We start from the raw sequence: 22,256 nt of genomic DNA on the forward strand, positions 1-22,256 counted from the left end.
AGAGATGACAGCAATGGGCAAGAACGTAGTCGTATTGGGCACCCAATGGGGTGACGAGGGCAAGGGTAAGGTTGTCGACCTGCTGACGGAATCCGCCGCCACGGTGGTACGTTTTCAAGGAGGACACAACGCCGGCCATACACTCGTGATCGATGGTGAAAAAACCGTCCTGCACTTGATCCCCTCAGGGGTTTTGCGTGCCGATAAAACATGCGTGATCGGCAACGGGGTGGTGCTTTCCCCGGAAGCGCTGATGGAAGAAATCCGCGAGTTGGAGGCCAAGGGCGTTCCGGTACGTGAACGGCTCCGTCTTTCACCGGCTTGTCCCTTGATCTTGCCCTATCATGTGCGCCTCGATCAGGCGCGCGAAAAGGCCCGCGGCATCGCCAAGATCGGTACGACCGGTCGGGGTATCGGGCCGGCCTACGAAGACAAGGTCGCGCGTCGCGGGTTACGCCTTGGCGATATCCTGCATCGCGAGCGTTTCGCCTCCAAGCTCGGCGAGGTGCTCGACTATCATAATTTCGTCTTGACGCAGTACCACAACGAGTCGCCGGTGGACTTTCAGCAGGTCCTCGACCAAGCGATGGAAATGGCCGAAGAACTGCGCCCGATGGTGTGCGATACGGTGTCGTTAGTACACGATATGCGCAAGGCGGGCGACAATATCCTGTTCGAAGGCGCCCAAGGATCGTTACTGGATATCGATCACGGCACCTATCCCTACGTGACCAGCTCCAATACCACGGCAGGGGGGACAGCCACGGGCTCGGGTGTGGGACCGCTCTACCTCGACTATGTATTGGGGATTACCAAGGCCTACACCACGCGTGTCGGCTCGGGACCGTTCCCCACCGAGATTTTCGATGAGTTCGGTCGTCACCTGGCCGAAAAGGGGCATGAATTCGGTGCCACGACGGGCCGTGCGCGGCGCTGTGGCTGGTTCGATGCCGTGGCACTTCGCCATGCGGTGCAGATCAACTCGGTTTCGGGATTGTGCCTGACCAAGCTGGACGTGCTCGATGGCCTGGAGAACATTCAGGTGTGCGTGGGGTACCGTAGCAAGGATGGCGATACCATCGACAACCCCGTCGACTCCGAAGGCTATGAGGTCATCGAGCCGCTGTATCAGGACCTGCCCGGCTGGAGCGAGTCGACGCTAGGGATCAAGCGCATCGCTGATCTGCCCAAGAACGCACGGGCCTATATCAGCTTTCTCGAAGAGCAGACCGGCGTGCCGATCGATATCATTTCGACAGGCCCTGACCGCAACGAGACCATCGTGCTCCGCAATCCGTTCTCGGACTAGATGCGCAGCGGTTGTCTCCGCTGATTGGAAACGCCCGATCGGTTCTGAACGGCCGAGTGGGCGTTTTCGGGTCGGGCTTTGGCTTTTAAAAGCCGCGTTTGCCGCCCTGGCCATGACAACAAAAGGCTCGCACCGTGACCGGCGCGAGCCTTTTGCATTGTATGGCGGGAGAGCCGTTTAGCCGGCGAACGCGGCATAGATGGCGATGACGCACAGCACCAGCAGCAGGCCCACGGGCCAGGCGCCTTTCCAGGGCGTCAGATCGACGGCCTCGGCGTCCTGGTGGACCCACTTGGTTTCGCGTGGGCAGACTTGGCCGATGATCAGCATGATGGCGATCAGCAACACGAAGACGCCCGCCACGAAGTGATACTGGTTGGTGATATCGAGAATCTTGTTGAAGGGCGGGATGAAATACCCGGCCGCGATCAACAGGCAACCTGCGACCAAGCCGACCTTGGCGGCCATCGCGGGCACGCGCTTGGTGAGCAAGCCGACCAGCACTACCGCCAGGATGGGGATGAAGTAAATCGCGTTCATCGTTTGCAAGTAGCTGAACAAGCTTTCCTGACCCGCCAGCAATGGGGCGATGATCATGGCGGCAATGGCCATGATCCAACCGAAGATCTTGCCTGACTTGACCACTTGCTCTTCGGTGGCATCTTTCTTGATCACGCCCTTGTAGATGCCCAGGCTGAACAGCGTCGTCGTGCTGTTGAGCGCCGAGTTGAACGACGACAGGATGGCGCCGACCATTACCGCGGCGAAGAAGCCGGTCAGATAAGGTGGCAGGACATCGAACACCAGATGCCCGTAGGCCTTATCGGCCTGGATGCCCTGATCGGCATACATGTGGTATGCGATGATACCCGGCAGTACGAGGTAAAGGGGGCCAAGAAGCTTGAAGAACCCCGTCAGCAGAACGCCTTTCTGGCCTTCGGCGAGGCTTTTGGCAGCGAATGTGCGCTGAATGATTTGCTGGTTGGTCGTCCAGTAGAAGAGGTTGATCAGGAAAACCCCGGTAAACAGCGTGGCGAACGGAACGGCTTGGTCTTCGCGTCCCATAGAGTTGAACATCTCGGGATGCTGGTTATTGAGGATATTCCAACCGGCCATGATGCCTTTGCCATCGCTGACGGCATTGAGAGCGAAGAACACGATCAAGAAGCCGCCGATGAGTAGCCCCACGCCATTGAGCGTATCGGACACCGCGACCGTGCGTAGTCCCCCGAAGAGTGCATAGACGGCACCGATCAGACCCACGACCCACACGGTTGCCCACAGCAGCAAACCGCTCGACTCGATGCCGGTCAGTCCTTGCAGGTCGAGCATGCCCTGCAAGCCGATGGCGCCTGAATAGAGCACGATGGGCAACAGGATGACCGCGTAGGCGATCAGGAAGATGATATTGCAGATCAGCTGCGTACCACGGTCGAAGCGGATTTCCAGCAGTTGTGGCACGGTGGCGATACCGCTGCGCAGGAATCTCGGGAGGAAGAACAAGGCCAAGAGTACTAGCGCGATGACGGCGACGACCTCCCAGGCCATGACACTTAGCCCATCGGTAAAGGCTGCGCCATTGAGCCCCACCATTTGCTCGGTGGACAGGTTGGTCATCAGCAGTGAGCCGGCGATTAATGGAAAGGTCAAGCTCCGGCCGGCCAGGAAGTAACCGCGAGTACTCTGCAAATCGTCTCGGCGCGTGATCAACCAGGTGATCAACGCGACGAGCCCCGTGAAGAAAAGAAACGAGATCAACGTCAGGGCATGCATGGAATAGGCATCCTTGGGCGCTCATGAATCATGGTCGTGGCGATTGAAAGCCGGCGCCATGCGCCCGGGGCATGTCGTCGGTCTTCAAGGACACGACCGCGTCGATAACACTATCGTGGGACGAATTTTAGCCAGCGAATGGTAAACTACCATACTCCATTTGTCTGACATTGATTGACGAATGTCTGCGTGACTCGATTCATGAATCATCTTTCTGCCTCTGACAGGCGTGGTTCAAGGAGACGAATATCGCGTCTCGCCAGTGGTACAGCGTGTACCAGCCACGTTCCAGAAGAGGCTGTAGGGTGTTGCAGTGAGTGGCGAATCGCTCGCGAATGTCGTGATCGCCATTGAACGCGTAGCGTGGCGGCAAGCCCAGTCGATAGAGGTTCTGATAGCCCCACCAGAAGCCATTATCGAGGTAACTCCTGAGTAACTCCTCGATGATGGGAAACGCCCGCGCAGTATTGTCGGCACCGTTACTGAGCGGCAGTGTGCCGAACACGATAAGAGGACCGTGTGCTTCCAGCCGTCGCAGGTCGTCCACCAACTGGCGTGACACGCTTTCCTCGAACGCTTTCTGGCTGCTTTGGGCATTGCCATAGGCGTAGGTGATGACCGTGGCCCCGCCTAACGTGACAATCAGGAGGGCGGCGCCGAGCCGATGCCATCCGTGCTGTGAGCATGTGGTGACTGCGCAAAAGAGCGCACCGGCACACAAGGCGCCGAACCCGATGAAGGTGCGTGGACGCCAGAGAGGATCTTCGAGCGCTGCCACGATGCCGAGTGCGCCAAGGGGCAGCAGCAACACGATGACGAGCATGAGCAACAGCCGCCATGGTCGTGCAAGGGAGCGCGTGGCGCGTGGTGGGGCCAGGGTGCCTAGAAGGATGCCGGCCAGTGCGATCAGAACGATGATCGATAGCCCCCACCATGGCGCTCCAGCGAGTGTCCTGGCCGCATAGCGCCAGAAGATCAGCGTGTTCTCGAAAATGTGCACGGGCAATGTAGACGGTGCGGCCATCTGGCTGTGCGAGAGGCTATAGCCACCGGCGAGCCACCACCCCGAGATCCCTTTGTAACCCAGGAGCGTGATGGCGCCGACCATCAACAAGCCGATGTGACGTCGCCCCTGCACGTTGCCGTGGGTCGCCAGGCTGAGCAGGGCATGGAAGGCAAGCAGCACGAAATAAACGCTCACCGCCGCCTGGTAGAAACATAAACTGGCGAATAGGCTGACTGACGCCAGCGTCATGCTCTTGATCGGCATCGGGCCCATGCCGGCGGCGAGTGCCAACCCGGCGCAACTGACGGAGAGCGCCATGGGCAAGGCATCGAACTGGTAGGAAAGGTTCTGCAGGAAGAAGGGCTGTAGCACCAGCAGCGCCATCGCAAGCCACGCGTGGTCATCGTTAAATTCTGCAAAAGCGTGACGCAACGCAATGAGTGTCGTCGCCACGGCGGCCAATCCCAGCCATAAAGGAAGTGGCGCCAGGTCGACCACGCGCGGGCCCAGATTGAGGGCGATCATGACGGCATCGGCAAGAGGCCGCGCGTTCGAGGTCCAGCCAAGGTCGCCGTGCATGCTGCGCCAGATATCGTCGAGATAGAGGCGATCGGCGGCCACGATCGGGTAAGTGGCCAGCACAAGACCTATGAAGACCCCCATCCATCGCCGGATATCGGGAGCAGGCGTATGAGAGGAAGGTGGCATTGACGAGATCGACATCAGGTACTCTTCATCGGTGTATAGGCGCGTGGAATGTGACGACAATGCTACCGGTGGGCTCCCTTCATGCCCTTCGTGATGCTAAGCTCTTGTACCAATGGAGCATGGAGTGCTTCTCGTCTCCGCAATCTGCGTCTCCTCTGAAACTTTCATCTTCGTTGGGTGTACTGCATACACTAGCGTGTCCAGCTGAAGAATGTGACGTAAAGGGGTAGCTTGCCCCTGAAAAGCCGCAAGGGAGTAGTAATGTGAGTGTACCGAATCGACATTTCTCGACGACAAGTGTGGTGTGCCGCTTCCGCTGGCCCTTGGTAGGCATACTGGGCATATGGTTGATCGTGGCGGCGCAGGCTTGTTTCGCTTTCGGATTCGAAGATGTAGCGAAGAAGGCGGAAAAGCTCGCCGGTCAAGGCTACCAGGCACCGGAATCGAATCTGCCGGAATCGCTGCGTACGCTTGAATATGCCGATTATGCCCAGATTCAGACCAAGGATGAGAGCATGCTATGGCAGGGCGAGAACCTGCCTTTCAATCTGGCTTTTTTCCACGAGGGGATGCATTTCGATAGCGCCGTGACATTGCATACCGTGGTCAACGGCGAGGTCCAGGATCTTTCCTTCAACCCCGATGACTTCGATTACGGCAGTCTCGACATTCCCAAGGAAGACTTGAAAGGCTTGGGCTTTTCGGGCTTCAAGGTGCTCAATGCCATCAATAGTGAGAACAAGATGGATGAGGTCATGGCGTTCCAAGGCGCGAGCTACTTTCGCGCGCTCGGACGTCATCAAGTCTATGGTACGTCGGGGCGTGGGTTGGCGATCGACACCGCACTCCCAAGTGGCGAGGAATTCCCCACCTTTCGTGAATTCTGGATCGTCAAGCCGAAGCCTGACAGTCAGTATCTGACCATTTTTGCACTGCTCGATTCGCCGAGTTTGACGGGCGCCTACCGTTATGTCCTGCGCCCTGGGGAAGACACCGTCGTCGATGTGACATCGCGTCTTTTCATGCGCAATGCCGTGGAGAAGCTGGGCGTGGCACCGTTGACCAGCATGTATCTGTATGGACCCGCACAGCCGACGGACACGCTCAACTATCGACCGGCGATTCATGATTCCAATGGCCTGCTGGTGCATGACGGAGGTGATGCCACCGATGCGAACAAGGGAGAATGGACATGGCGTCCGCTCGCCAATCCCAAGAACCTGATGATCGAGGAACAGAGTGTCGCCTCTCTCAAAGGCTTCGGGTTGCTGCAACGCAGTCATGATTTCCACGATTACGAGGACCTGGTGGATCGCTATGATCGTCGACCCAGCGTCTGGATTGAACCCCAGGGCGACTGGGGCAAGGGAACGGTCGAGTTGATCCAAATCCCGACGCCCGATGAAACCAACGACAATATCGTGGCGATGTGGAAACCGGCGGGCACGCCGAAGGCCGGTGAGAGTCTCCAATTCGATTATCGCATGTACTGGACGACACACGAGGCCAAGTTCTACTCCCCCAACCTGTCATGGGTCGATCAGACCCGTCGCTCGCGGGGTGAGGTCCGCAAGGATAACCTGGTGCGCGAACCCGATGGTTCGCTGGCGTTTGTGATCGATGTCAAGGGGCCGGGGCTGGAAGCACTGGAAGATGGTGCCAACGTGCAGGTCGATGCGACTGTCGGTGATAAAGGCGAGCTGGTCGCAAGTCGTGCGGTGCCCAACAAGGCCGTGGGGGGATGGCGTATTTTCCTGCGCGTCAAGCGTGGCAACGCCAGTCAAGCGACGGATATAAACGTTTTCCTCAAGGACGGCGACAAGCGACTGTCCGAAACCTGGCATTATCGGCTTCCCGCCAATGGCTGATGCAATGACCCCGGCGACCAGTGACTATCTCGAACGCCTGGCTCAGGAAACCGACACCCGCCGTGCACGCCGCGAATTACTCGGCAGCCATCTCGACGAGCAGGGCATGGAGGCCCTGCACGCCTCCCTCGGGGCGCGCGAGGTGGCAAAGGAGGATCCGGCTGCGGCCTCGGTAAGCGCGCGCCTGACGCTGGCGTACAGTGCCCGCCCCTTGGCGCCACCGAGTGTGATGACGACCGACGTACACGGCATCACGCAGCTTTGCACGATGCCGCCGATGAAGCGCACCCCCCTGGCACCGGAACCCTGGGCGACCAATCCGTTCGTGCGTTACGCCCAGCGTGCGCGCCGATGGATAGATCGGGGCTTTCGGCGGCGTCAGAAGGCCGAGGCCTCGCCGACGCCGCGTTGGCAGAAGGTGGGCATGCTGCGTCGCAAGGTTCTATTGATCCTGGTGGTCGGGCAAAGCCTGGTGGCGGCGAACTACATGCGCTCGGTTTTACCTTATCAAGGCAAGCAAGCCCTCGAAGTGGCCATCCTGGCGCTCTTCGTGCTGCTTTTTTGCTGGGTCTCGGCGGGCTTCTGGACGGCGCTCATGGGGTTTTTCCAGCTTCTGCGTGGACGCGATCGCTACGCGATCGATGCACGTGACGTGGAAGCGGATGCCCCCATCGACGAGACGGCGCGTACGGCGCTGGTCGTGCCTATCTGCAACGAAGATGTCGCGCGTGTCTTCGCGGGCGTGCGCGCCACGCTCGAGTCGCTGCGGGATAGCGGGCAGGAGCGTCACTTCGACCTGTTCATCCTGAGTGATACCTTCGACCCCGACCTGGCCATCGCCGAGACCCACGCCTGGCTGTCGCTGTGCCGTGAACTGGGTGCCTTCGAGCGTGTCTTCTATCGGCGCCGACAGCGTCGAGTGAAGCGTAAAAGCGGCAATATCGATGATTTTTGCCGCCGCTGGGGGGCCAATTATCGTTATATGGTCGTCCTGGATGCCGACAGCGTCATGAGCGGTGCTTGCCTGACGCGGCTGGTGCGCTTGATGGAAGCTCATCCCACCGCAGGCATCATTCAATCGGCGCCACGCGCCTCAGGCCGCCTGAATCTCTATGCGCGCATGCAGCAGTTCGCCACGCGTGTCTATGGGCCGCTGTTTACGGCCGGGTTGCACTTCTGGCAGTTGGGCGAGTCCCATTATTGGGGGCATAACGCGATTATTCGTCTGGCGCCCTTCATGCGCCACTGCATGCTGGCGCCACTGCCGGGGAAAGGCTCGCTTTCCGGGGAGATTCTGTCCCACGATTTCGTCGAAGCGGCGTTGATGCGTCGGGCGGAATGGGGGGTATGGATCGCTTACAACCTGGATGGCAGTTACGAGGAAATGCCGCCCAATCTGCTCGACGAGCTCAACCGAGATCGTCGCTGGTGTCACGGCAACCTGATGAACTTTCGGCTGTTTCTGGCCAAGGGCATCCATCCCGTCCATCGGGCGGTCTTTCTGACCGGGGTGATGTCCTACATATCGGCGCCGTTGTGGTGCCTGTTTCTGATGTTGTCGACCGCCTTATTGGCCGTGCACACGCTGAGTACGCCGCAGTACTTTCCCGAACCGGGGATGATGTTCCCCGTATGGCCGCAATGGAACCCGACCATGGCGGTGGGGCTGTTCTCGGCGACGGCCACCTTGCTGTTTCTGCCCAAGGTGCTCAGCGTGATACTGATCATCGCGCAAGGGTCCAAGGAATTCGGCGGGAGTCTGCGGTTATTCGCGAGCATGGTGCTGGAATCGCTTTTCTCCATGCTGATGGCGCCGGTGCGGATGCTTTTCCATACACGTTTCGTGTTGACGGCGCTTTTGGGACGCGCCATACAGTGGCGGTCGCCATCGCGTGATAACAGCGATACGCCCTGGGTCGATGCCGTGCGTCACCATGGCGTTCAGACGCTCATCGGTGCGGTATGGGCCGTGGGCGTGTATTACATGGAACCGACCTTCCTGTGGTGGCTGGCCCCGATTGTCGGTGCCTTGATGCTGTCGATTCCCGTGTCGGTATTTTCCAGCCGCGTGTCGCTGGGACGTTGGTGTCAGCATGCGCGCTTGTTTCGTATTCCCGAAGAGACACATCCTCCGCGCGTGCTGCGGCGCATGGCGCGTCATCTGAAGCGCATGCGTGCCCAGCAAGCGATGGCGCCTAACTTCGTTCAGGTAGTCGTCGATCCGGTGGCCAATGCGCTCGGGTGTGCGTTGGCGACGAGTCGACATGGTGTCTCATCGCTTTTGAAGCGGCGTCGTGAAGAACGGGTCAGGGCGGTCGTCGCCGAGAATCCCAACAAGGTGAAGACCATGACGCAACTGAACTTTCTCGACGATCCCGTGTTGTTGTCGATGTTGCATTACCACGTCTGGACGTCGCCCGATGCACATCCGGACTGGCGCGAAATCGGTGTTCCAACGCCCGTTTCCTGGCGAGTGCCAGGTTAAGCGGGGTCATGTTCGAAGAGCATCGTCGCCACCGGACTGGCTGCTATGCTGAAGACGCTGTCCGTGAAGGACAGCACATCGCATTCAAGGAAAGAAGGAGATGCAAGCATGAGTATCATTTTGTGGTTGATCATCGGGGGGCTGGCCGGCTGGATTGCAGGCAAGATCATGCGTGGTGGCGGCTTCGGTGTGCTGGGTAACATCGGTGTAGGCATCGTGGGTGCGGTGATCGGCGGTTTCCTCTTTGGGCTGCTGGGGTTGTCGCACACCAACATCATCGGCTCGCTGATCATGGCCGTGATCGGTGCGGTAGTGCTGTTGTGGATCGTGGCCAAGGTTCGCAAATCGTAGCGCGCCACACTCGCTACCGTTCGTGGGGCAGCGAGACGCACGGGAAGGCCCGTGGAATGTGAACGACGAATGATGCATTGCCCCGGCTCATCGATAGGCCGGGGCTTTTTATGGATATCGTGCCGTCGGCACCGCGGCGAGACGCGCGCTTATGGACAAGACATCAAAGGCAAGTCAGAAGGAACGCTTCATCGGCCTGGAGTGGCTGCGCTTCACGCTCGGCCTGTATATCGTCATCTTCCACACCCTGCATACCTATCCGTCGATTAGAGGGTGGTCGCACTACGTGACGGATATCGGTTTCTTTTCGACCAGTACGTTTTTCGTGCTGTCGGGATTCTTGTTGACGCATGTCTATCTCGACGATCAGCGCAAGCTGCGTGAGCCGGCACGCAGCTTCTGGGTCAAGCGGTTTTCGAACCTGTACCCGATTCATATCGGCGCTCTGCTGCTGGCGATTGGCGTCTCCATGTGGGTAGGTTACCTCGCCATTACGCCTCAAGATGCTGGGATGTCGCCTCGTTTCGTCATTTACGATGTCAACAACGACCTGGGGCAGACGACACCGGGCGCCCTGGAGCATTTCATGGGCAACGCAGAGCTCGCGCTCAATCTAGTGCTCAACGTCAGTCTGTTGCATGCCTGGAACCCGTATTACCTGACCTTCAATCCGCCGTCGTGGTCGATTTCGGCGCTGATGGCCTTTTATCTGATCTTCCCGTGGATGGCGCCGCGTCTTTTTCGTATCCGTCGCGTGGCCCGGGCCCTGGCATTGACCAATTTGCTGTACCTGGTTCCTCCATTGCTGGTCATCGCCATGACCGATTTCGGCATGCCCGAAACCGGCATCCTGCACCGCAATCCGTTGATTCGCTTGCCGGAATTCGTGGCGGGAATCTTGTTGTGCGTGTGGTATACCCGCTATCGCGCGGCAGGTGGTCGGCTAAGCGTTGGGCAGCGCCTGGCACTGGCAGCGTTCGTGGCGTGCTGTGTGGTGGCAGCGGTCTGGCTGCTGGGTCAGGGGCATGCCTGGTATTACCTCCTGCATAATGGCTTGTTGCTGCCCGCACAGTTGGCATTGATTCTACTGGCTACCCAATGGCGCACGCCGGAGAGTCGTCGTGTCCGTCGCTTGGCGAGTCGGCTGGGCGGAGCATCGCTGCCGATGTTCGCGCTACATGTTCCGCTGTTCGTGATCTTTACACGCATCGAGCGCGTGCTGGCGGGAGAGCCTGCGTTGTGCACGAGTGATTTTCGGGCCTGTCTTGAAGCGGCGGGTGAGAGCTCGTTGGCGTTGTATCCGTTGTTTCTCCTGCTCACCGTGGTGTTTTGCGTGATGTTCCAGGAGCAGTTCGTGCTGCGCGTGCGCAATGCCATGCAGCGGTGGCTACTGCCGCGGGTGACATCGTCCCATTCCCCTGGGGGAAAGCGCGCCGTGTAAACGACGAAGGGGCGCCGCATGACGCCCCTTCGACGATGGACTCCAGGGTGGCTCGTTATGCCTGAGTCAGTTCCTTGAGGCAGGCTTCGACGATGTCCAGGCCTTCTTCGAGCACCTCGTCCTCGATGGTGACCGGCATCAAGAAGCGGATGGTGTTGCCGTAGAGGCCGCAGGACAACAGGATCAGTCCTTTCTCGCGTGCCTTCTTGCACAGCGCCCCGGTGAGCTCGGCATCCGGCGTGTGCTTGGTCTTGTCGGACACGACGTCGAAGGCGGCCATGGCGCCCAGGTGGCGGACATTGTCGACGCAGGCGAGGTCTTGCTGCCATTTGGCGAAGCGCTCACCCAACTTGTCGCCCAGCGCCTGACTCTTCTCGAGGATCTTCTCCTCCTCGAAGACTTCCAGTACTGCCAGGGTAGCGGCACAGGACACCGGGCTACCGGTGTAGGTGCCGCCCAGCGAATTGCCGCCTGAGGCATCCATGACCTTGTCGGTGCCGACCACGGCGGAGATCGGCATGCCGTCGGCCATGCTCTTGGCCATGGTGATGATGTCCGGCTCGACGCCACTATGCTCGATGGCGAACAACTTGCCGGTGCGCCCGAAGCCGGACTGCACTTCGTCGACGATCATCAGCATGCCGTGCTCATCGCAGATCTCGCGGACCGCCTTGAGAAAGCTGGGCGAGGCTGCGTAGAAGCCGCCTTCACCGAGTACCGGTTCGAGCACCACGGCGGCGGTGTCGCGAGGGTTGGCATCGGTCTTGAGCGTCATCTTCAGGCCGTTGAGTGCGTCTTCCTCGCTGACGCCGTGATAGGGCACCGGATAGGGGGCACGGAAGACGTTGCCCGGCATGCTGCCGAAGTCAGTGGCGTAGGGCGCGACCTTGCCATTCATGGCCATGGTCATGAAGGTCCGACCATGATAACCGCCGGTGAAGCAGATGACATTGTCGCGGCCGGTAGCGGCGCGGGCCACCTTGACGGCATTCTCTAGCGCCTCGGCCCCGGAGTTGGCGAGCATGACCTTGCCGTGGCCACGTACCGGGGTGAGCTGGCTGAGTTTCTCGGCGACCTTCACGTAGCCTTCATAGGGCATCACCGTCTGACAGGTGTGCATCACCTTGTCGAGCTGATCCTTGACCGCCTGCACCACCTTGGGATGACGGTGGCCGATGTTGAGCACGCCGATACCGCCGGCGAAGTCGATGATGCGATTGCCGTCGGCGTCCCAGATCAGAGCGTTCTCGGCGCGCTCGGCAAACTGTGTCGCCGGGCTCGCGGCCCCGCTGGCGACGTAGCGTGTCTTGAGTTCATTGAGCTGTGCGTTGTTCATGCTTGCCTCCTGGTTAAAGTCCGCCCATGCAGACGTATTTTAGCTCGGTGTATTCCTCGAGACCGTGATGGGACCCTTCACGCCCCAGCCCGGACTCCTTGATGCCGCCGAAGGGCGCCAGCTCGGTGGATAAAAGCCCTTCGTTGATGGCGACCATACCGTATTCGAGGCCCTCCATTACCTGCCATATGCGTCGATAGTCGCGCGCATAGACGTAGGCGGCAAGGCCGAATTCGGTCGCATTGGCCATCGCGATGGCCTGGGCCTCGTCGGTGAAGCGAAAGACCGGCGCTACGGGGCCGAATGTCTCTTCGCGAGCCACATGCATGTCGTCGGTGACGTCGGCGAGCAGGGTCGGTTGGAAGAAGGTACCGCCCAACGCGTGGGGTTCGCCACCACACACCAAGCGTGCGCCCTTGGACCGGGCGTCGGCAATATGTGCCTGGACCTTGTCGATGGCCGCGGCATTGATCAAGGGGCCTTGGGTCACGTCGTCATCGAGACCTTTCCCGACCTTGAGTGTCGCGATGCGTTCGGCGAACTTGGCGATGAAGGCATCGTAGATGCCGTCTTGCACCAAAAAGCGGTTGGTGCACACGCACGTCTGCCCGGAATTACGGAATTTGGAGGCGATGGCCCCTTCCACGGCGGCATCCAGGTCGGCGTCGTCGAAGACCACGAAGGGTGCATTGCCGCCCAGCTCCAGAGAGGCTTTCTTGACGGTCTCCGCGCACTGCGCCAGCAAGCGCTTGCCGACCGGTGTCGAGCCGGTGAACGAGACCTTGCGTACTCTCGGGTCGGTGGTCAGTACGTGTCCGATCTCGGCGGGTTTTTCGGCGGTAAGCACGTTGATGACACCGGCGGGCAGGCCGGCGTCCTCGGCGAGCTTGGCCAGGGCCAGGGCGGTCAACGGTGTGGCTTCCGCCGGCTTGATCACCACCGGACAGCCGGCTGCCAAGGCCGGGGCGCATTTACGGGTGATCATCGCCAGCGGGAAGTTCCAGGGCGTAATGGCGGCAACCACGCCGATCGGCTCGCGCATGACGAGGATACGCTTGTCGGCGCCGTGACCGGGCAAGGTCTCGCCGGCGATGCGCTTGGCCTCCTCGGCGTAGTACTCGATGAAGCTCGCTCCGTAGGCGACCTCGCCTCGCGATTCGGCGAGTGGCTTACCCTGTTCCAACGTCATCAGTCGTGCCAAGGCTTCACTATGCGCCATGACGCGCTCGAACCATGCGCGCAGCAAGGCTGCGCGCTCCTTGGCGGGGCGTCGACGCCATTGCGGCCACGCCGCCTCGGCGGCGGCGATGGCATCACGTGCCTCGTCGGCGCCCAGGTCGGGGACCTGGGCCAGGCATTCGCCCGTGGCAGGATCGGTGACTGCGAAACGGCGCGTACTGTCACGCCATTCGCCACCTATATAGGCTTGGTCGATCAGGATATCGGGTGTGAGTTGACTCATGGAAGCCTCCGCGTGACGCGTGATTCATCGTGTATTGTTTGACGCTGTGTGCATTATTTAAAACACTTCGGCCAGGGTGGCGTCCAGCGATTTTTCGCATGTGCTCGGGCAGGTTATCGTGCCTTGCATGTCGGCGACACCCGCCTCTTTCCGGTACACTATGGCGCCGTCGTGTGAATGCCGAGTCCATGAGTGAGGTGCGTCTTGATCGATCCTCTTAACGCCTGGTGGGCACAGCAATTGGTGCTGTGCGGTTGGGCGTTTGATCCTGAACCGTTGAGTGTGTCGCCCGAGACGGCGCAGGCACGCCTGGCGTTGTTGGACGTGCGCGAACGGGGAGAACTCGGCTGGCGCCTGGCCGAAGCGTGCATGCCAGGGCAGGGAGAAGCCTTGCGCCAGCTGCAAGCACTCGAACTGCTGGCATTGTCGGGCGCCGCTGGCTGGCTGGACGCATCCAGTGCCCAGGCCTGGGCGGAGTGGGTTGCCGCCGATATCCAACGGCATCATGCCTCGTTGGATGCATGGTTGACGGCGTTGCGTCACGCGCGAGGACAAATCGACTGGACCCAGGATGATGAGGGCTTTCTCGAGGCCTGCCAGGCATTGTCGCAACTCGAACGCGAGGCGGCCGGCATCACTTGGGAGGTATTGGCCACGTGGTTATCCGACCGACCGCGCCGACTGCCTTGGCCGGCGACGCAGAACACGAATGCATGGCGTCTGCGCGCGGTCTTCGCCCCGGTCTTGAGCGCGTCGTGCGATGCGCACTTGGACTGGCCGGGAGTGAAGTCCTGGTTGACCGAGATCTGGCGCGTGGAGGGACGCGATGAACTGATTCGCATGCTGCTGTGGCTGGGGGGCCAAGGCCACCGTTATACATGGGATCTGGATGCCACGCGTTTGATGGGACAAGACGAGAGAGCTCGACATCAGTGGTGGGAGTCGTTGGGCGAAGCGACTGACTATGGTCAGGTCATGCTGGCCTTCCTCGACAGCGGAGAGCCCCTGGAATGGGCGGCGTGGGATTGGCTGCGGCTGGTGGATCTGGCCTACGCGGGCTGGAATGCGGGGTGGCTCGAGGCACATGAGGCCGAGGCCTTTGCCGCACACGCGGGCGATCTGCTGATGCGCCGGTATCGCGACTGGACGGCCGTCGCCAAGGCGTACCAGCGTGGGCGTAGTCTTTTCGAAGGGGCCGATCGACGTGCGGATTTCGCGCGTGACTGGGATGTCTTGTTACGTTCACGCTCGAGTCCCTGGCAGGTCACGCTCGATGTGCTGCTGGACGACGCGCAACGCGAGGCCTCGCGGCAGGCGATACGCGACTGGCGCGCGCCAGCGTGGCACTGGGTCCTGGCATTGTCGGCGGTGCGTGAGCCCGATCTGTTATATCGCCAAGGGATCGACCGTGCTCCCGAAACCCAACAGCGCGCCGACGCGCGTCGCTATCTGCGTGACACGCTGGGACTCGATCCCGCCACGGGCACGGCAAGCCTGGCCAGCTTGTGGCTGCCTGCACAGGCACATCATCTCAATCAACTGGCTGCTGATGCCGCGCACGGTGCATTGCCCGAGGTGAAAACGCCCTTCGGCCGTGCGCTACCGGATGCCGTGCAGGTCCGCAATGGCCTCAAGCACTGCACGCGCCATGCAGCCACGATTTTCATGGCGGAGAAGTATGCTTTCTACCTGATGATGTGCGCCGATAGCGGCGATTACGACCGAGACGAACTCGAGTCGCTGGCTGAAGCGTTGCGCGGTGTGCTGAGTCGCTTCTATACCGGTCCCGGGGCCCTGCTCGAGGCATGGGCGGCGTGGGAAGCGGCGCTCCCCGAGGGGGACGAGCCCTCGTTGGTGGCGGACATTCGTTGGCACCGAGATGATCCCGGGAGCCCGCTGCATTGGCTCGATTGGCACCATGGCAGCTGGCGTGAACCCGGTGAGCGTTTGTCGTTGCCGCGCTTCACGGCCTTGGCATTGGTGGGACCGCTCAATGCGCCGGTCTGGGGAGCGCCGCGTCCCGAGGCTGCACATGAGCGTGACGAGCTTCGCGAATGGCTCGACAGTCATTATGGGTTGCTGTCTGCAGAGGCGCTCGCGGAATTTGTGGATTTTCTGCTCGAGGCGGGCGATCGTCAGGAATATCAGATCAACTATGCGCCGTATACGCTCAATGCCGCACGTTTAAGGGAAGAAATCGCCATCATCGAGTCCGGTGAGTGCAGCGAGGATGAGCGCAATCATCTGCTGCGCCTGCGGCGTGTCGCGAACAACATCTCGGGATGCAACGACTACGATATGGCCGCCTGGGATGTCGCCCAAGCCGTCGATCTGGCGATCGCCGGGCGGCAGATGGAATGGCTGTCGGCGCAGGCATTCGACCACTTGGTGGAGCGTGCCGCTCATTTGGCTCAGACGCATTACGCGAGCTGGTACGATTACGCGCGCGGGCTCTTCGCGGGGTTTTCCTTTTTCATGGGAGAGACCGACGAGCGTGAAGCATTCCTGCAGGGGTTCAGCGAAGCACTGACCGCTTGGTTGACGGCGGCACCGCCCATGGCCGGCAGTTGGGCGAGCCTCGATTTCCCCGGTGCCCCACCGCGCCACTGGGCCCCGCTACACATCGATACCCTGCCAGGCGATGTGCGGACATTACATTGAATAGTGAGGGCAATGATGGGGGATGACGCATCCGCTTGCCCGGAGCGCTCGTCAAAAGAGGGGAGATTCTCTATTATCGTGCCGTTACGGCTGTACTGCGTCGGGGATACGGCGTATTGATCAGCCGAGATCGGGTTGTTCTGGCGGTGGCACCTGCAATATGCGCCACCACCACAGCGACCCCCTCGCCAGGTAGTGCCGATGAGGGCGGGCCTTGTCTTGCGTTCACGTAAGCGGCTCGAGGCATCCGCGAGGTTGAATACGTGTGATGAGGTCGCTTGGATGCTTAGAATCATGGCATTGGGATGGGTGCTGGCCACTTTAGTGGCTGGTTGTGCCACGCAAACCCCACGACATGCTGCGCCCCAACCGTCTTCTCTTGCCGCGGCCGCCAAGGCCGGTAAAGGGGAGCACTTTTCTCCGTTGGCTGTCTTCCAGGCCAGCGACGTTCAACGGGCGCTGGTATCGCCGGTTCGCATTCGCAAGGCGTTGCTGTCCGAGCATCGGCGCTGGGTGGGGACACCTTATCGTCTTGGCGGGACGACGCAGCGCGGCATCGATTGCTCGGCGTTGATGCAACATGTCTACAGCGAGGCGTTCCAGGTGTCGCTGCCGCGTACCACCGAGCAACAAATGCAAGAGGGGCGACGGGTCCCGCGCAGCGAACTGGCGGCAGGCGATCTGGTGTTCTTTCGGTCTCCGGGCCCTTACAACCACGTCGGCGTCTATGTCGGCGATGGCTATTTCCTGCATGCCTCGACGTCGCAGGGCGTCAAGCTGTCACGCCTCGACAATGTCTACTGGAACCGTCATTACTGGCAGTCCCGTCGGCCCATGGAAAGGACCCGATTGGCGGCGCGCATCAACCGATCCCCCCGCGAAGGGTGAAACAGCTGCGCGTTTCATCATGCCGGGCCGGCAGGTGCGCCGCGCGACGATTTTGTGATGGCATGTCGATTAGCATGAAAACAGTCTCATGGAGCGAGTTTTGATCGAACCGCGTACTCGCGCTTGGTGGCGCGCGACCTTGGCACTGTGCCTGGGGTCCTTCACCGTTTTCATCAATTTGTACGTCGCCCAGCCGCTGTTGCCGGCCATTCGCGATAGCTTCGACATCTCGACGTTGGCGGCGAGCAGCGCAATGTCGGTCAGCATGTTGACGCTGGCACTTTCGCTACTGCTCTACGGACCGCTTTCCGACGCCATCGGCCGAGCTGCCATCATGCGTGTCACGCTATTGCTCGCCAGCGTCTGCACCTTGGTCATGGCATTTGCGCCCAACTTCGCGAGTCTTTTGGCGTTGCGTGCGTTGCAGGGGTTCTTGTTGGGTGGGTTGCCCGCCGTGGCGATCGCCTGGATGGGCGATGAGTTCAACAAGCCGGCGTTATTGCTGGCCGTCGGGCTCTACATTAGCGGCAATACACTGGGCGGGATCGGAGGACGCGTCATCGGTGGCACGGTCGCCGAACAGTGGGGATGGCATAGCAGCTTCGTGGCGATTGCGGCCCTTAGCCTGGCCTGTACCTGGGTATTCTGGTATGCGTTGCCGACGGCCCAACAGTTCCGGCCTTCAGCGTTGCGCGTCGGACAGGCTGCGCGGGACATGCGGGGACATTTGTGCGATCCGCGGTTGATCGCCGCCTACCTGATCGGCGGATTCAACTTCTTCATCTTCATCAACCAATATAGCTATGTGACGTTTCGTCTCAGTGAGGCACCGTTTTCGCTTACCTCGCAATGGCTAGGCCTGATTTTTCTGACCTATCTCGGAGGTACGCTGGGGTCGGCGCTGTCCGGGCGTATCGCGCGGCGTTTGTCGCAGCCGGCCTGCATGATGCTGGGCATCGGTGTTCTGATGAGTGGCTCGTTACTCACATTGATGCCCAGTTTGTTCATGATCATTGCTGGGTTGACGATCAATGCCGTGGGCTTCTTCCTGGCCCACTCGATGGCTTCGAGTTGGGTGGGGCGGCACGCGCAGCGTGCCCGTGGCAGTGCGTCGTCGCTGTATCTGGTGTTCTACTATCTGGGGGCCAGCCTGGGCGGCTTCTATCTGGAGCCGTTTTGGGCGCGCTGGCAGTGGGGCGGCGTGATTGCCGCCTCGCTGCTGGTGCTGCTGGGAACGTTCAACGTAGCGGCCTGGTTATGGCGGCGTGAGCGCCGAATGCTCGATACGTCGGCTGCGGCCTGAGGGGCATCCGGCTCGCTCAAGGGTTGCCGGCATCATCGCCCCATACCGCCTTGAGCCGCTCGTCGCGGCCGCAACCGGCACGGTAGAAGCGGTAGCGCACGGGGTTTTTCTTGTAGAAGTTCTGATGGTATTCCTCGGCTGCCCAGAAAGGCGCCTTCGGCTCGATCCGTGTCTTGACGTCGCGCTCGAAGCGCGCTTCCACGGCCTCCTTGGAGGCCTCGGCGAGACGCCGCTGGCGCTGATTGACGGGGAAGATGGCGCTACGGTACTGGCTGCCGACATCGCAGAACTGGCGTCCTGCAGCGAAGGGGTCGATGTTGTGCCAGAACACGTCGAGCAGGGTGCCATAGTTGACGACGGTGTCCTCGTAAATGACCTTGACTGCCTCGGCATGGCCGGTGTCGCCGCTGCTGACTTGCTCGTAGGTAGGGTTGTCGCGACTGCCGCCGATGTAGCCTGACGTCGTCGACAGCACCCCCTCGAGCTTGTCGTAAGGCGGTTCCATGCACCAGAAGCAGCCCCCCGCGAAGATAGCCTCGCGCTTCTCGGCATGCGCCTGAGAAATGGGTAACAGCACGAGCGTGGCGAATAGTGCACATGCGATCATTGGAAAGCGCATCGGGAGACTCCTGATTATCGGGTTAACATGTCATGCTGATGCGATAGGTCATACGTAAAGTCTACGCGAAAAAGGCGGGAGCCTGCATGTTGGATAAATGGACGAACGCGTGGGTCGCCTCGCCACTCACGCGTTGTGCCGCCGGCTTGGCACGGCGTGGTGTGACCCCGACCCAACTGACGGTGGGCGGTTTCGCAACCGGTTTGCTGGTGCTGCCGTTGCTGGCTTACCAGGCTTATGGCCTGGCGCTGGTGGCGATTGTCCTCAACCGCGTTTGCGATGGACTGGATGGCGCCTTGGCGCGCCGCCTGCACTGTCAGAGTGACGCCGGTGGGTTTCTCGATATCGTGCTGGATTTCATCTTCTATGCTGCGGTGGTGCTGGGGTTCGCGCTCGCCGATCCGGCGCAGAATGCCTTGCCGGCAGCGTTACTGCTCTTCGCTTTCATGGGAACCGGCGCATCGTTTCTGGCCTTTGCGATTGCTGCAACGCGCCATGGACTGGAACGTCCGCATTTCGAGTATAAAGCGTTCTATTATCTGGACGGTCTGACGGAGGGCACCGAAACGATTGTCGCTTTCGTCGTTTTCTGCCTTTGGCCGGCGCATTTTGCCTGGTTGGCACCGCTCTTTGCGTTGGCCTGCATGCTCACGGCGGCGATGCGCATCGTAGGCGGCTATCGTGCCTTGGTCATGGCTGAAGAGAACGCGATGAGGGACCTCGAGAGAGGAAGTGGTTCATCCAGCGGCGAGTCGGGGTAGGGCGCTGATATGAAACGGGCGACCCGCAGGTCGCCCGTTCTCTCGTCACGCTTGGCGAGGGAGCGTCTTAGTGCTCCTGTTCCTGCTCGCCTTCTCCGTGCACATGGCCATGTTCGGCTTCTTCCGCGGAAGCTTCACGCACTTCGGCGATCTCGACATCGAAATTCAGCGTCTGACCGGCCAGCGGGTGGTTGCCATCGACAGTGACGGTGTCACCTTCGACCTGGGTAACCGTGACCATGAGCGGGCCGCCCTGAGTCTGTGCCTGGAACTGCATGCCCGGCTGAATTTCCTCGACGCCCTGGAAAGCATCGCGCGGTACGTCTTGCATCAGGCCGGGCTGTGTTTCACCGTAGCCTTCTTCCGGCTCGACGGTGACTTTGAGGTTCTCGCCGCTCTGACGGCCTTCCAGTTCCTTTTCCAGCCCTGGAATGATGTTGCCCGCGCCGTGCAGGTAAGTCAGAGGTTCGCGGCCTTCCGAGCTGTCCAGCACTTCACCCTCGTTGTTGGTGAGGGTGTAGTGGAAGGAAACCACGGAATTCTGGGCAATCTGCATGTTGAAGACCTTTCTGGGTGTATGTCATCTCCATGGTAACGCGCTCGCTCAAGTGTGTCAGGGGGCCTCTAGGGGTTTTCATATCGTCCGAGCAGTGCATGACGAAACTTCAAGCGATGCCGGGAACCAATTCGGCGCCGAGCAGTCAAGTTGACAGTATCCGCGGCAGGATGTCGCGCTGGTTGCGCGGTAGAGGGGGGGGACGGTACCCTGCCGACAATTGTTGCAATTGAAAGACTACCGACGTTGCCTATCAGGAGGCCAACATGACCGTAACGCTGATCTGGCTGATCGCTTTCGCCGTGATTCTTTTCCTGGCGCTTCGTGCCTGGGATGGATCTCTTCGGCAAGCGGTCATTCGCCGCATTCCGGCGATATTGCAGCTAGGCGGTGACGATCGCTGGGTGTGGAGTATCGCCTTGGCCGTGTTGGGCGCCACCTTTATCGTCAATCCGGTTTCGATGTTACTGACGCTGATCCTTCTAGCGCTGATTTTCTGGATCGCCAAGCGGGTGGGGTGCTGGTTGATGCGCCGCGTCAAGTTACACTGACGTCAGACCGTGTTGCGCTCGTCCAGTGCCCCGCCGATGCGGGGCACTGTCGCTCGTGGGGAACGTCATAGCCACAACGAAAGCGTCAATGAACCGAATTGATCATGCTCCTTCTGAGCATCGAACTCATGGGTGCGCCAGACGCTGGTGTAGGTGAGCTGCCAACGGCTCCATGTCAACGCGATGCCAGCGAGCGCATCGCCGACCCATTGTCGGCGATCCACTGAATGGCTGTCTTCGAAGGTGTTGCCGTCCAGCAGCAAGTTGTGGGCCATGAAGCGGCCCTCGAGTCCCGCGAACGCATACCAGCCGAAGTCCTGCCCGGGGACGAAGTAGTTACGCCCGCTCTGCGCGGGGGCGATCGCAGGTAGTCCAGCGCTGTGTTGAAGGTCGCTGCCGATACGTAGCCCCAAACCGCTCGACGCATATGTGTATAGATTGCCGAGGGCAAAGCCGGCGTTGGGTCCGTACTCTATCTCGAGGTTGCCGAGCGAGTCTTGTCGCCACCAGCTGCGCTTGTACGTGAGGTTGACGATAGGCTCGTTATGCAGTTGGTGGTCCCAGCCGTGGGGCTCGTTGCTACCGATGAGATGATGAAAGTTTTTCTGTACGGCCTTGCCCCCCGAGGCGGGGCCGACGATACCCACATCGATATGCAGCTCATCCGCTTGACGCCATTGCTGCAGCTGGTGTTCGTCGAAAAGCGATACCCCAGCATAGAGTAGCCCGGCGTAGGGACGGTCATCCTCGATGAGGGTCGAGCGCTTGATGTTTTCAGGGGTATAGATTTGTTGACCGATGCGATAGGCCGCACCATCGAGGCCTTTCCCTGACCAGCCGGGGAATACGTCGGCCAGCCGACGTGTCCAGTGGTGCTCTTGCGGAGTAAACGACCAGTTGATTTCCAGTCCATTGGTGTAGTGACCATCGCCACCACTAGCGAAAAGATCGTTTTCGCTTTTGACCGTCAACAAGCCTTCAGCCAAGGCGGGGCTGGCGAATACCGTCATGGCGAGAGTCGAAGCGAGATAGCTTAGCGCGCGTCCTGATTTCATGAGACGATTCCGTATCCAGGGCATATCACGCCACATACAATAGCGTATGTAAGAAGCCTCGGATAGTGAAACGTCATATTGGCGTTGTTGCCCATGCCCCGACCTCGAGGCACGGGCGGCGTC

At 60.4% G+C, this 22,256-nt stretch carries 17 protein-coding genes; 10 read left to right on the forward strand and 7 right to left on the reverse strand.

Features of this window, described 5'->3' with window-relative positions; genetic code table 11:
- Nucleotides 1–13 precede the first annotated feature (13 nt).
- A complete protein-coding gene (locus C8E00_RS00875) occupies nt 14–1,309 on the forward strand; it encodes an adenylosuccinate synthase (protein WP_133693454.1) in 1,296 nt (431 codons plus the stop codon).
- A 177-nt stretch (nt 1,310–1,486) separates the two neighbouring features.
- On the opposite strand, the gene C8E00_RS00880 is transcribed toward C8E00_RS00875, so the two are convergent.
- Both C8E00_RS00880 and C8E00_RS00885 read right to left on the reverse strand, forming a co-directional pair.
- On the reverse strand, nt 1,487–3,082 hold the full coding sequence (locus C8E00_RS00880; protein ID WP_133693456.1) for a solute:sodium symporter family transporter: 1,596 nt from the start codon (nt 3,080–3,082) through the stop codon (nt 1,487–1,489).
- A 199-nt stretch (nt 3,083–3,281) separates the two neighbouring features.
- Nucleotides 3,282–4,811 (reverse strand): glucosyltransferase domain-containing protein, encoded by a 1,530-nt coding sequence (locus C8E00_RS00885; protein ID WP_133693458.1) that lies wholly within the window; start codon nt 4,809–4,811, stop codon nt 3,282–3,284.
- 248 nt (nt 4,812–5,059) lie between these two features.
- Between C8E00_RS00885 and C8E00_RS00890 the strand changes: the two genes are divergently transcribed.
- The 4 genes from C8E00_RS00890 (at nt 5,060) to C8E00_RS00905 (ending at nt 10,941) form a co-directional block, all read left to right on the forward strand.
- The gene (locus C8E00_RS00890; protein ID WP_243833070.1) at nt 5,060–6,664 is read left to right on the forward strand and encodes a glucan biosynthesis protein G; all 1,605 of its coding nucleotides are present in this window, start codon (nt 5,060–5,062) and stop codon (nt 6,662–6,664) included.
- Nucleotides 6,657–9,149 carry a glucans biosynthesis glucosyltransferase MdoH gene (gene mdoH, locus C8E00_RS00895; RefSeq protein ID WP_133693460.1) on the forward strand — a complete coding sequence of 831 codons (2,493 nt, stop codon included), beginning with the start codon at nt 6,657–6,659 and terminating at the stop codon, nt 9,147–9,149. The genes C8E00_RS00890 and mdoH overlap by 8 nt, the downstream gene beginning before the upstream one ends.
- 108 nt (nt 9,150–9,257) lie before the next feature.
- Nucleotides 9,258–9,500, forward strand: coding sequence for a GlsB/YeaQ/YmgE family stress response membrane protein (locus tag C8E00_RS00900; protein ID WP_133693462.1), 243 nt, complete (start codon nt 9,258–9,260; stop codon nt 9,498–9,500).
- Between the two features lie 151 nt (nt 9,501–9,651).
- Entirely contained in the window at nt 9,652–10,941 is a 1,290-nt protein-coding gene (locus C8E00_RS00905) for an acyltransferase family protein (protein WP_133693464.1), read from the forward strand.
- 55 nt (nt 10,942–10,996) lie between these two features.
- Here the strand turns inward: C8E00_RS00905 and gabT are convergent, their stop codons facing one another.
- Both gabT and C8E00_RS00915 read right to left on the reverse strand, forming a co-directional pair.
- Nucleotides 10,997–12,277 carry a 4-aminobutyrate--2-oxoglutarate transaminase gene (gene gabT / locus C8E00_RS00910; RefSeq protein ID WP_133693466.1) on the reverse strand — a complete coding sequence of 427 codons (1,281 nt, stop codon included), beginning with the start codon at nt 12,275–12,277 and terminating at the stop codon, nt 10,997–10,999.
- A 13-nt stretch (nt 12,278–12,290) separates the two neighbouring features.
- Complete coding sequence (locus C8E00_RS00915; protein WP_133693468.1) at nt 12,291–13,739, reverse strand: NAD-dependent succinate-semialdehyde dehydrogenase; 1,449 nt, start codon at nt 13,737–13,739, stop codon at nt 12,291–12,293.
- A 204-nt stretch (nt 13,740–13,943) separates the two neighbouring features.
- Here C8E00_RS00915 and C8E00_RS00920 point away from each other — a divergent pair, with 204 nt between their 5' ends.
- From C8E00_RS00920 to C8E00_RS00930, 3 genes are all read left to right on the forward strand, one after another.
- The gene (locus C8E00_RS00920) at nt 13,944–16,400 is read left to right on the forward strand and encodes a DUF1266 domain-containing protein (RefSeq protein ID WP_133693469.1); all 2,457 of its coding nucleotides are present in this window, start codon (nt 13,944–13,946) and stop codon (nt 16,398–16,400) included.
- Between the two features lie 294 nt (nt 16,401–16,694).
- Nucleotides 16,695–17,288 (forward strand): C40 family peptidase, encoded by a 594-nt coding sequence (locus C8E00_RS00925; protein ID WP_243833071.1) that lies wholly within the window; start codon nt 16,695–16,697, stop codon nt 17,286–17,288.
- 100 nt (nt 17,289–17,388) lie between these two features.
- Complete coding sequence (locus C8E00_RS00930; protein WP_133694476.1) at nt 17,389–18,591, forward strand: MFS transporter; 1,203 nt, start codon at nt 17,389–17,391, stop codon at nt 18,589–18,591.
- A gap of 16 nt (nt 18,592–18,607) precedes the next feature.
- On the opposite strand, the gene msrA is transcribed toward C8E00_RS00930, so the two are convergent.
- Nucleotides 18,608–19,210: a peptide-methionine (S)-S-oxide reductase MsrA gene (gene msrA, locus C8E00_RS00935; protein WP_133693473.1), complete on the reverse strand. Its 603-nt coding sequence runs from the start codon at nt 19,208–19,210 to the stop codon at nt 18,608–18,610.
- A gap of 86 nt (nt 19,211–19,296) precedes the next feature.
- Here msrA and C8E00_RS00940 point away from each other — a divergent pair, with 86 nt between their 5' ends.
- Nucleotides 19,297–19,971, forward strand: a complete 675-nt coding sequence (locus tag C8E00_RS00940; protein WP_133693476.1) for a CDP-alcohol phosphatidyltransferase family protein — start codon at nt 19,297–19,299, stop codon at nt 19,969–19,971.
- A 67-nt stretch (nt 19,972–20,038) separates the two neighbouring features.
- On the opposite strand, the gene C8E00_RS00945 is transcribed toward C8E00_RS00940, so the two are convergent.
- Nucleotides 20,039–20,527, reverse strand: a complete 489-nt coding sequence (locus tag C8E00_RS00945; RefSeq protein ID WP_133693477.1) for an FKBP-type peptidyl-prolyl cis-trans isomerase — start codon at nt 20,525–20,527, stop codon at nt 20,039–20,041.
- 266 nt (nt 20,528–20,793) lie between these two features.
- Between C8E00_RS00945 and C8E00_RS00950 the strand changes: the two genes are divergently transcribed.
- The gene (locus C8E00_RS00950; RefSeq protein WP_133693479.1) at nt 20,794–21,078 is read left to right on the forward strand and encodes a hypothetical protein; all 285 of its coding nucleotides are present in this window, start codon (nt 20,794–20,796) and stop codon (nt 21,076–21,078) included.
- A gap of 65 nt (nt 21,079–21,143) precedes the next feature.
- Here the strand turns inward: C8E00_RS00950 and C8E00_RS00955 are convergent, their stop codons facing one another.
- Entirely contained in the window at nt 21,144–22,133 is a 990-nt protein-coding gene (locus C8E00_RS00955) for a lipid A deacylase LpxR family protein (protein WP_243833072.1), read from the reverse strand.
- Nucleotides 22,134–22,256: the final 123 nt, after the last annotated feature.

The organism is Chromohalobacter marismortui, assembly GCF_004364315.1.
Lineage (GTDB): Bacteria > Pseudomonadota > Gammaproteobacteria > Pseudomonadales > Halomonadaceae > Chromohalobacter > Chromohalobacter marismortui.

Coding starts and splice junctions, on each gene's coding strand:
- C8E00_RS00875 (WP_133693454.1), top strand. CDS start 14: ATGGGCAAGAACGTAGTCGTATTGGGCACCCAATGGGGTGACGAGGGC.
- C8E00_RS00880 (WP_133693456.1), bottom strand. CDS start 3,082: ATGCATGCCCTGACGTTGATCTCGTTTCTTTTCTTCACGGGGCTCGTC.
- C8E00_RS00885 (WP_133693458.1), bottom strand. CDS start 4,811: ATGTCGATCTCGTCAATGCCACCTTCCTCTCATACGCCTGCTCCCGAT.
- mdoH (WP_133693460.1), top strand. CDS start 6,657: ATGGCTGATGCAATGACCCCGGCGACCAGTGACTATCTCGAACGCCTG.
- C8E00_RS00900 (WP_133693462.1), top strand. CDS start 9,258: ATGAGTATCATTTTGTGGTTGATCATCGGGGGGCTGGCCGGCTGGATT.
- C8E00_RS00905 (WP_133693464.1), top strand. CDS start 9,652: ATGGACAAGACATCAAAGGCAAGTCAGAAGGAACGCTTCATCGGCCTG.
- gabT (WP_133693466.1), bottom strand. CDS start 12,277: ATGAACAACGCACAGCTCAATGAACTCAAGACACGCTACGTCGCCAGC.
- C8E00_RS00915 (WP_133693468.1), bottom strand. CDS start 13,739: ATGAGTCAACTCACACCCGATATCCTGATCGACCAAGCCTATATAGGT.
- C8E00_RS00925 (WP_243833071.1), top strand. CDS start 16,695: ATGGCATTGGGATGGGTGCTGGCCACTTTAGTGGCTGGTTGTGCCACG.
- msrA (WP_133693473.1), bottom strand. CDS start 19,210: ATGCGCTTTCCAATGATCGCATGTGCACTATTCGCCACGCTCGTGCTG.
- C8E00_RS00940 (WP_133693476.1), top strand. CDS start 19,297: ATGTTGGATAAATGGACGAACGCGTGGGTCGCCTCGCCACTCACGCGT.
- C8E00_RS00945 (WP_133693477.1), bottom strand. CDS start 20,527: ATGCAGATTGCCCAGAATTCCGTGGTTTCCTTCCACTACACCCTCACC.
- C8E00_RS00950 (WP_133693479.1), top strand. CDS start 20,794: ATGACCGTAACGCTGATCTGGCTGATCGCTTTCGCCGTGATTCTTTTC.
- C8E00_RS00955 (WP_243833072.1), bottom strand. CDS start 22,133: ATGAAATCAGGACGCGCGCTAAGCTATCTCGCTTCGACTCTCGCCATG.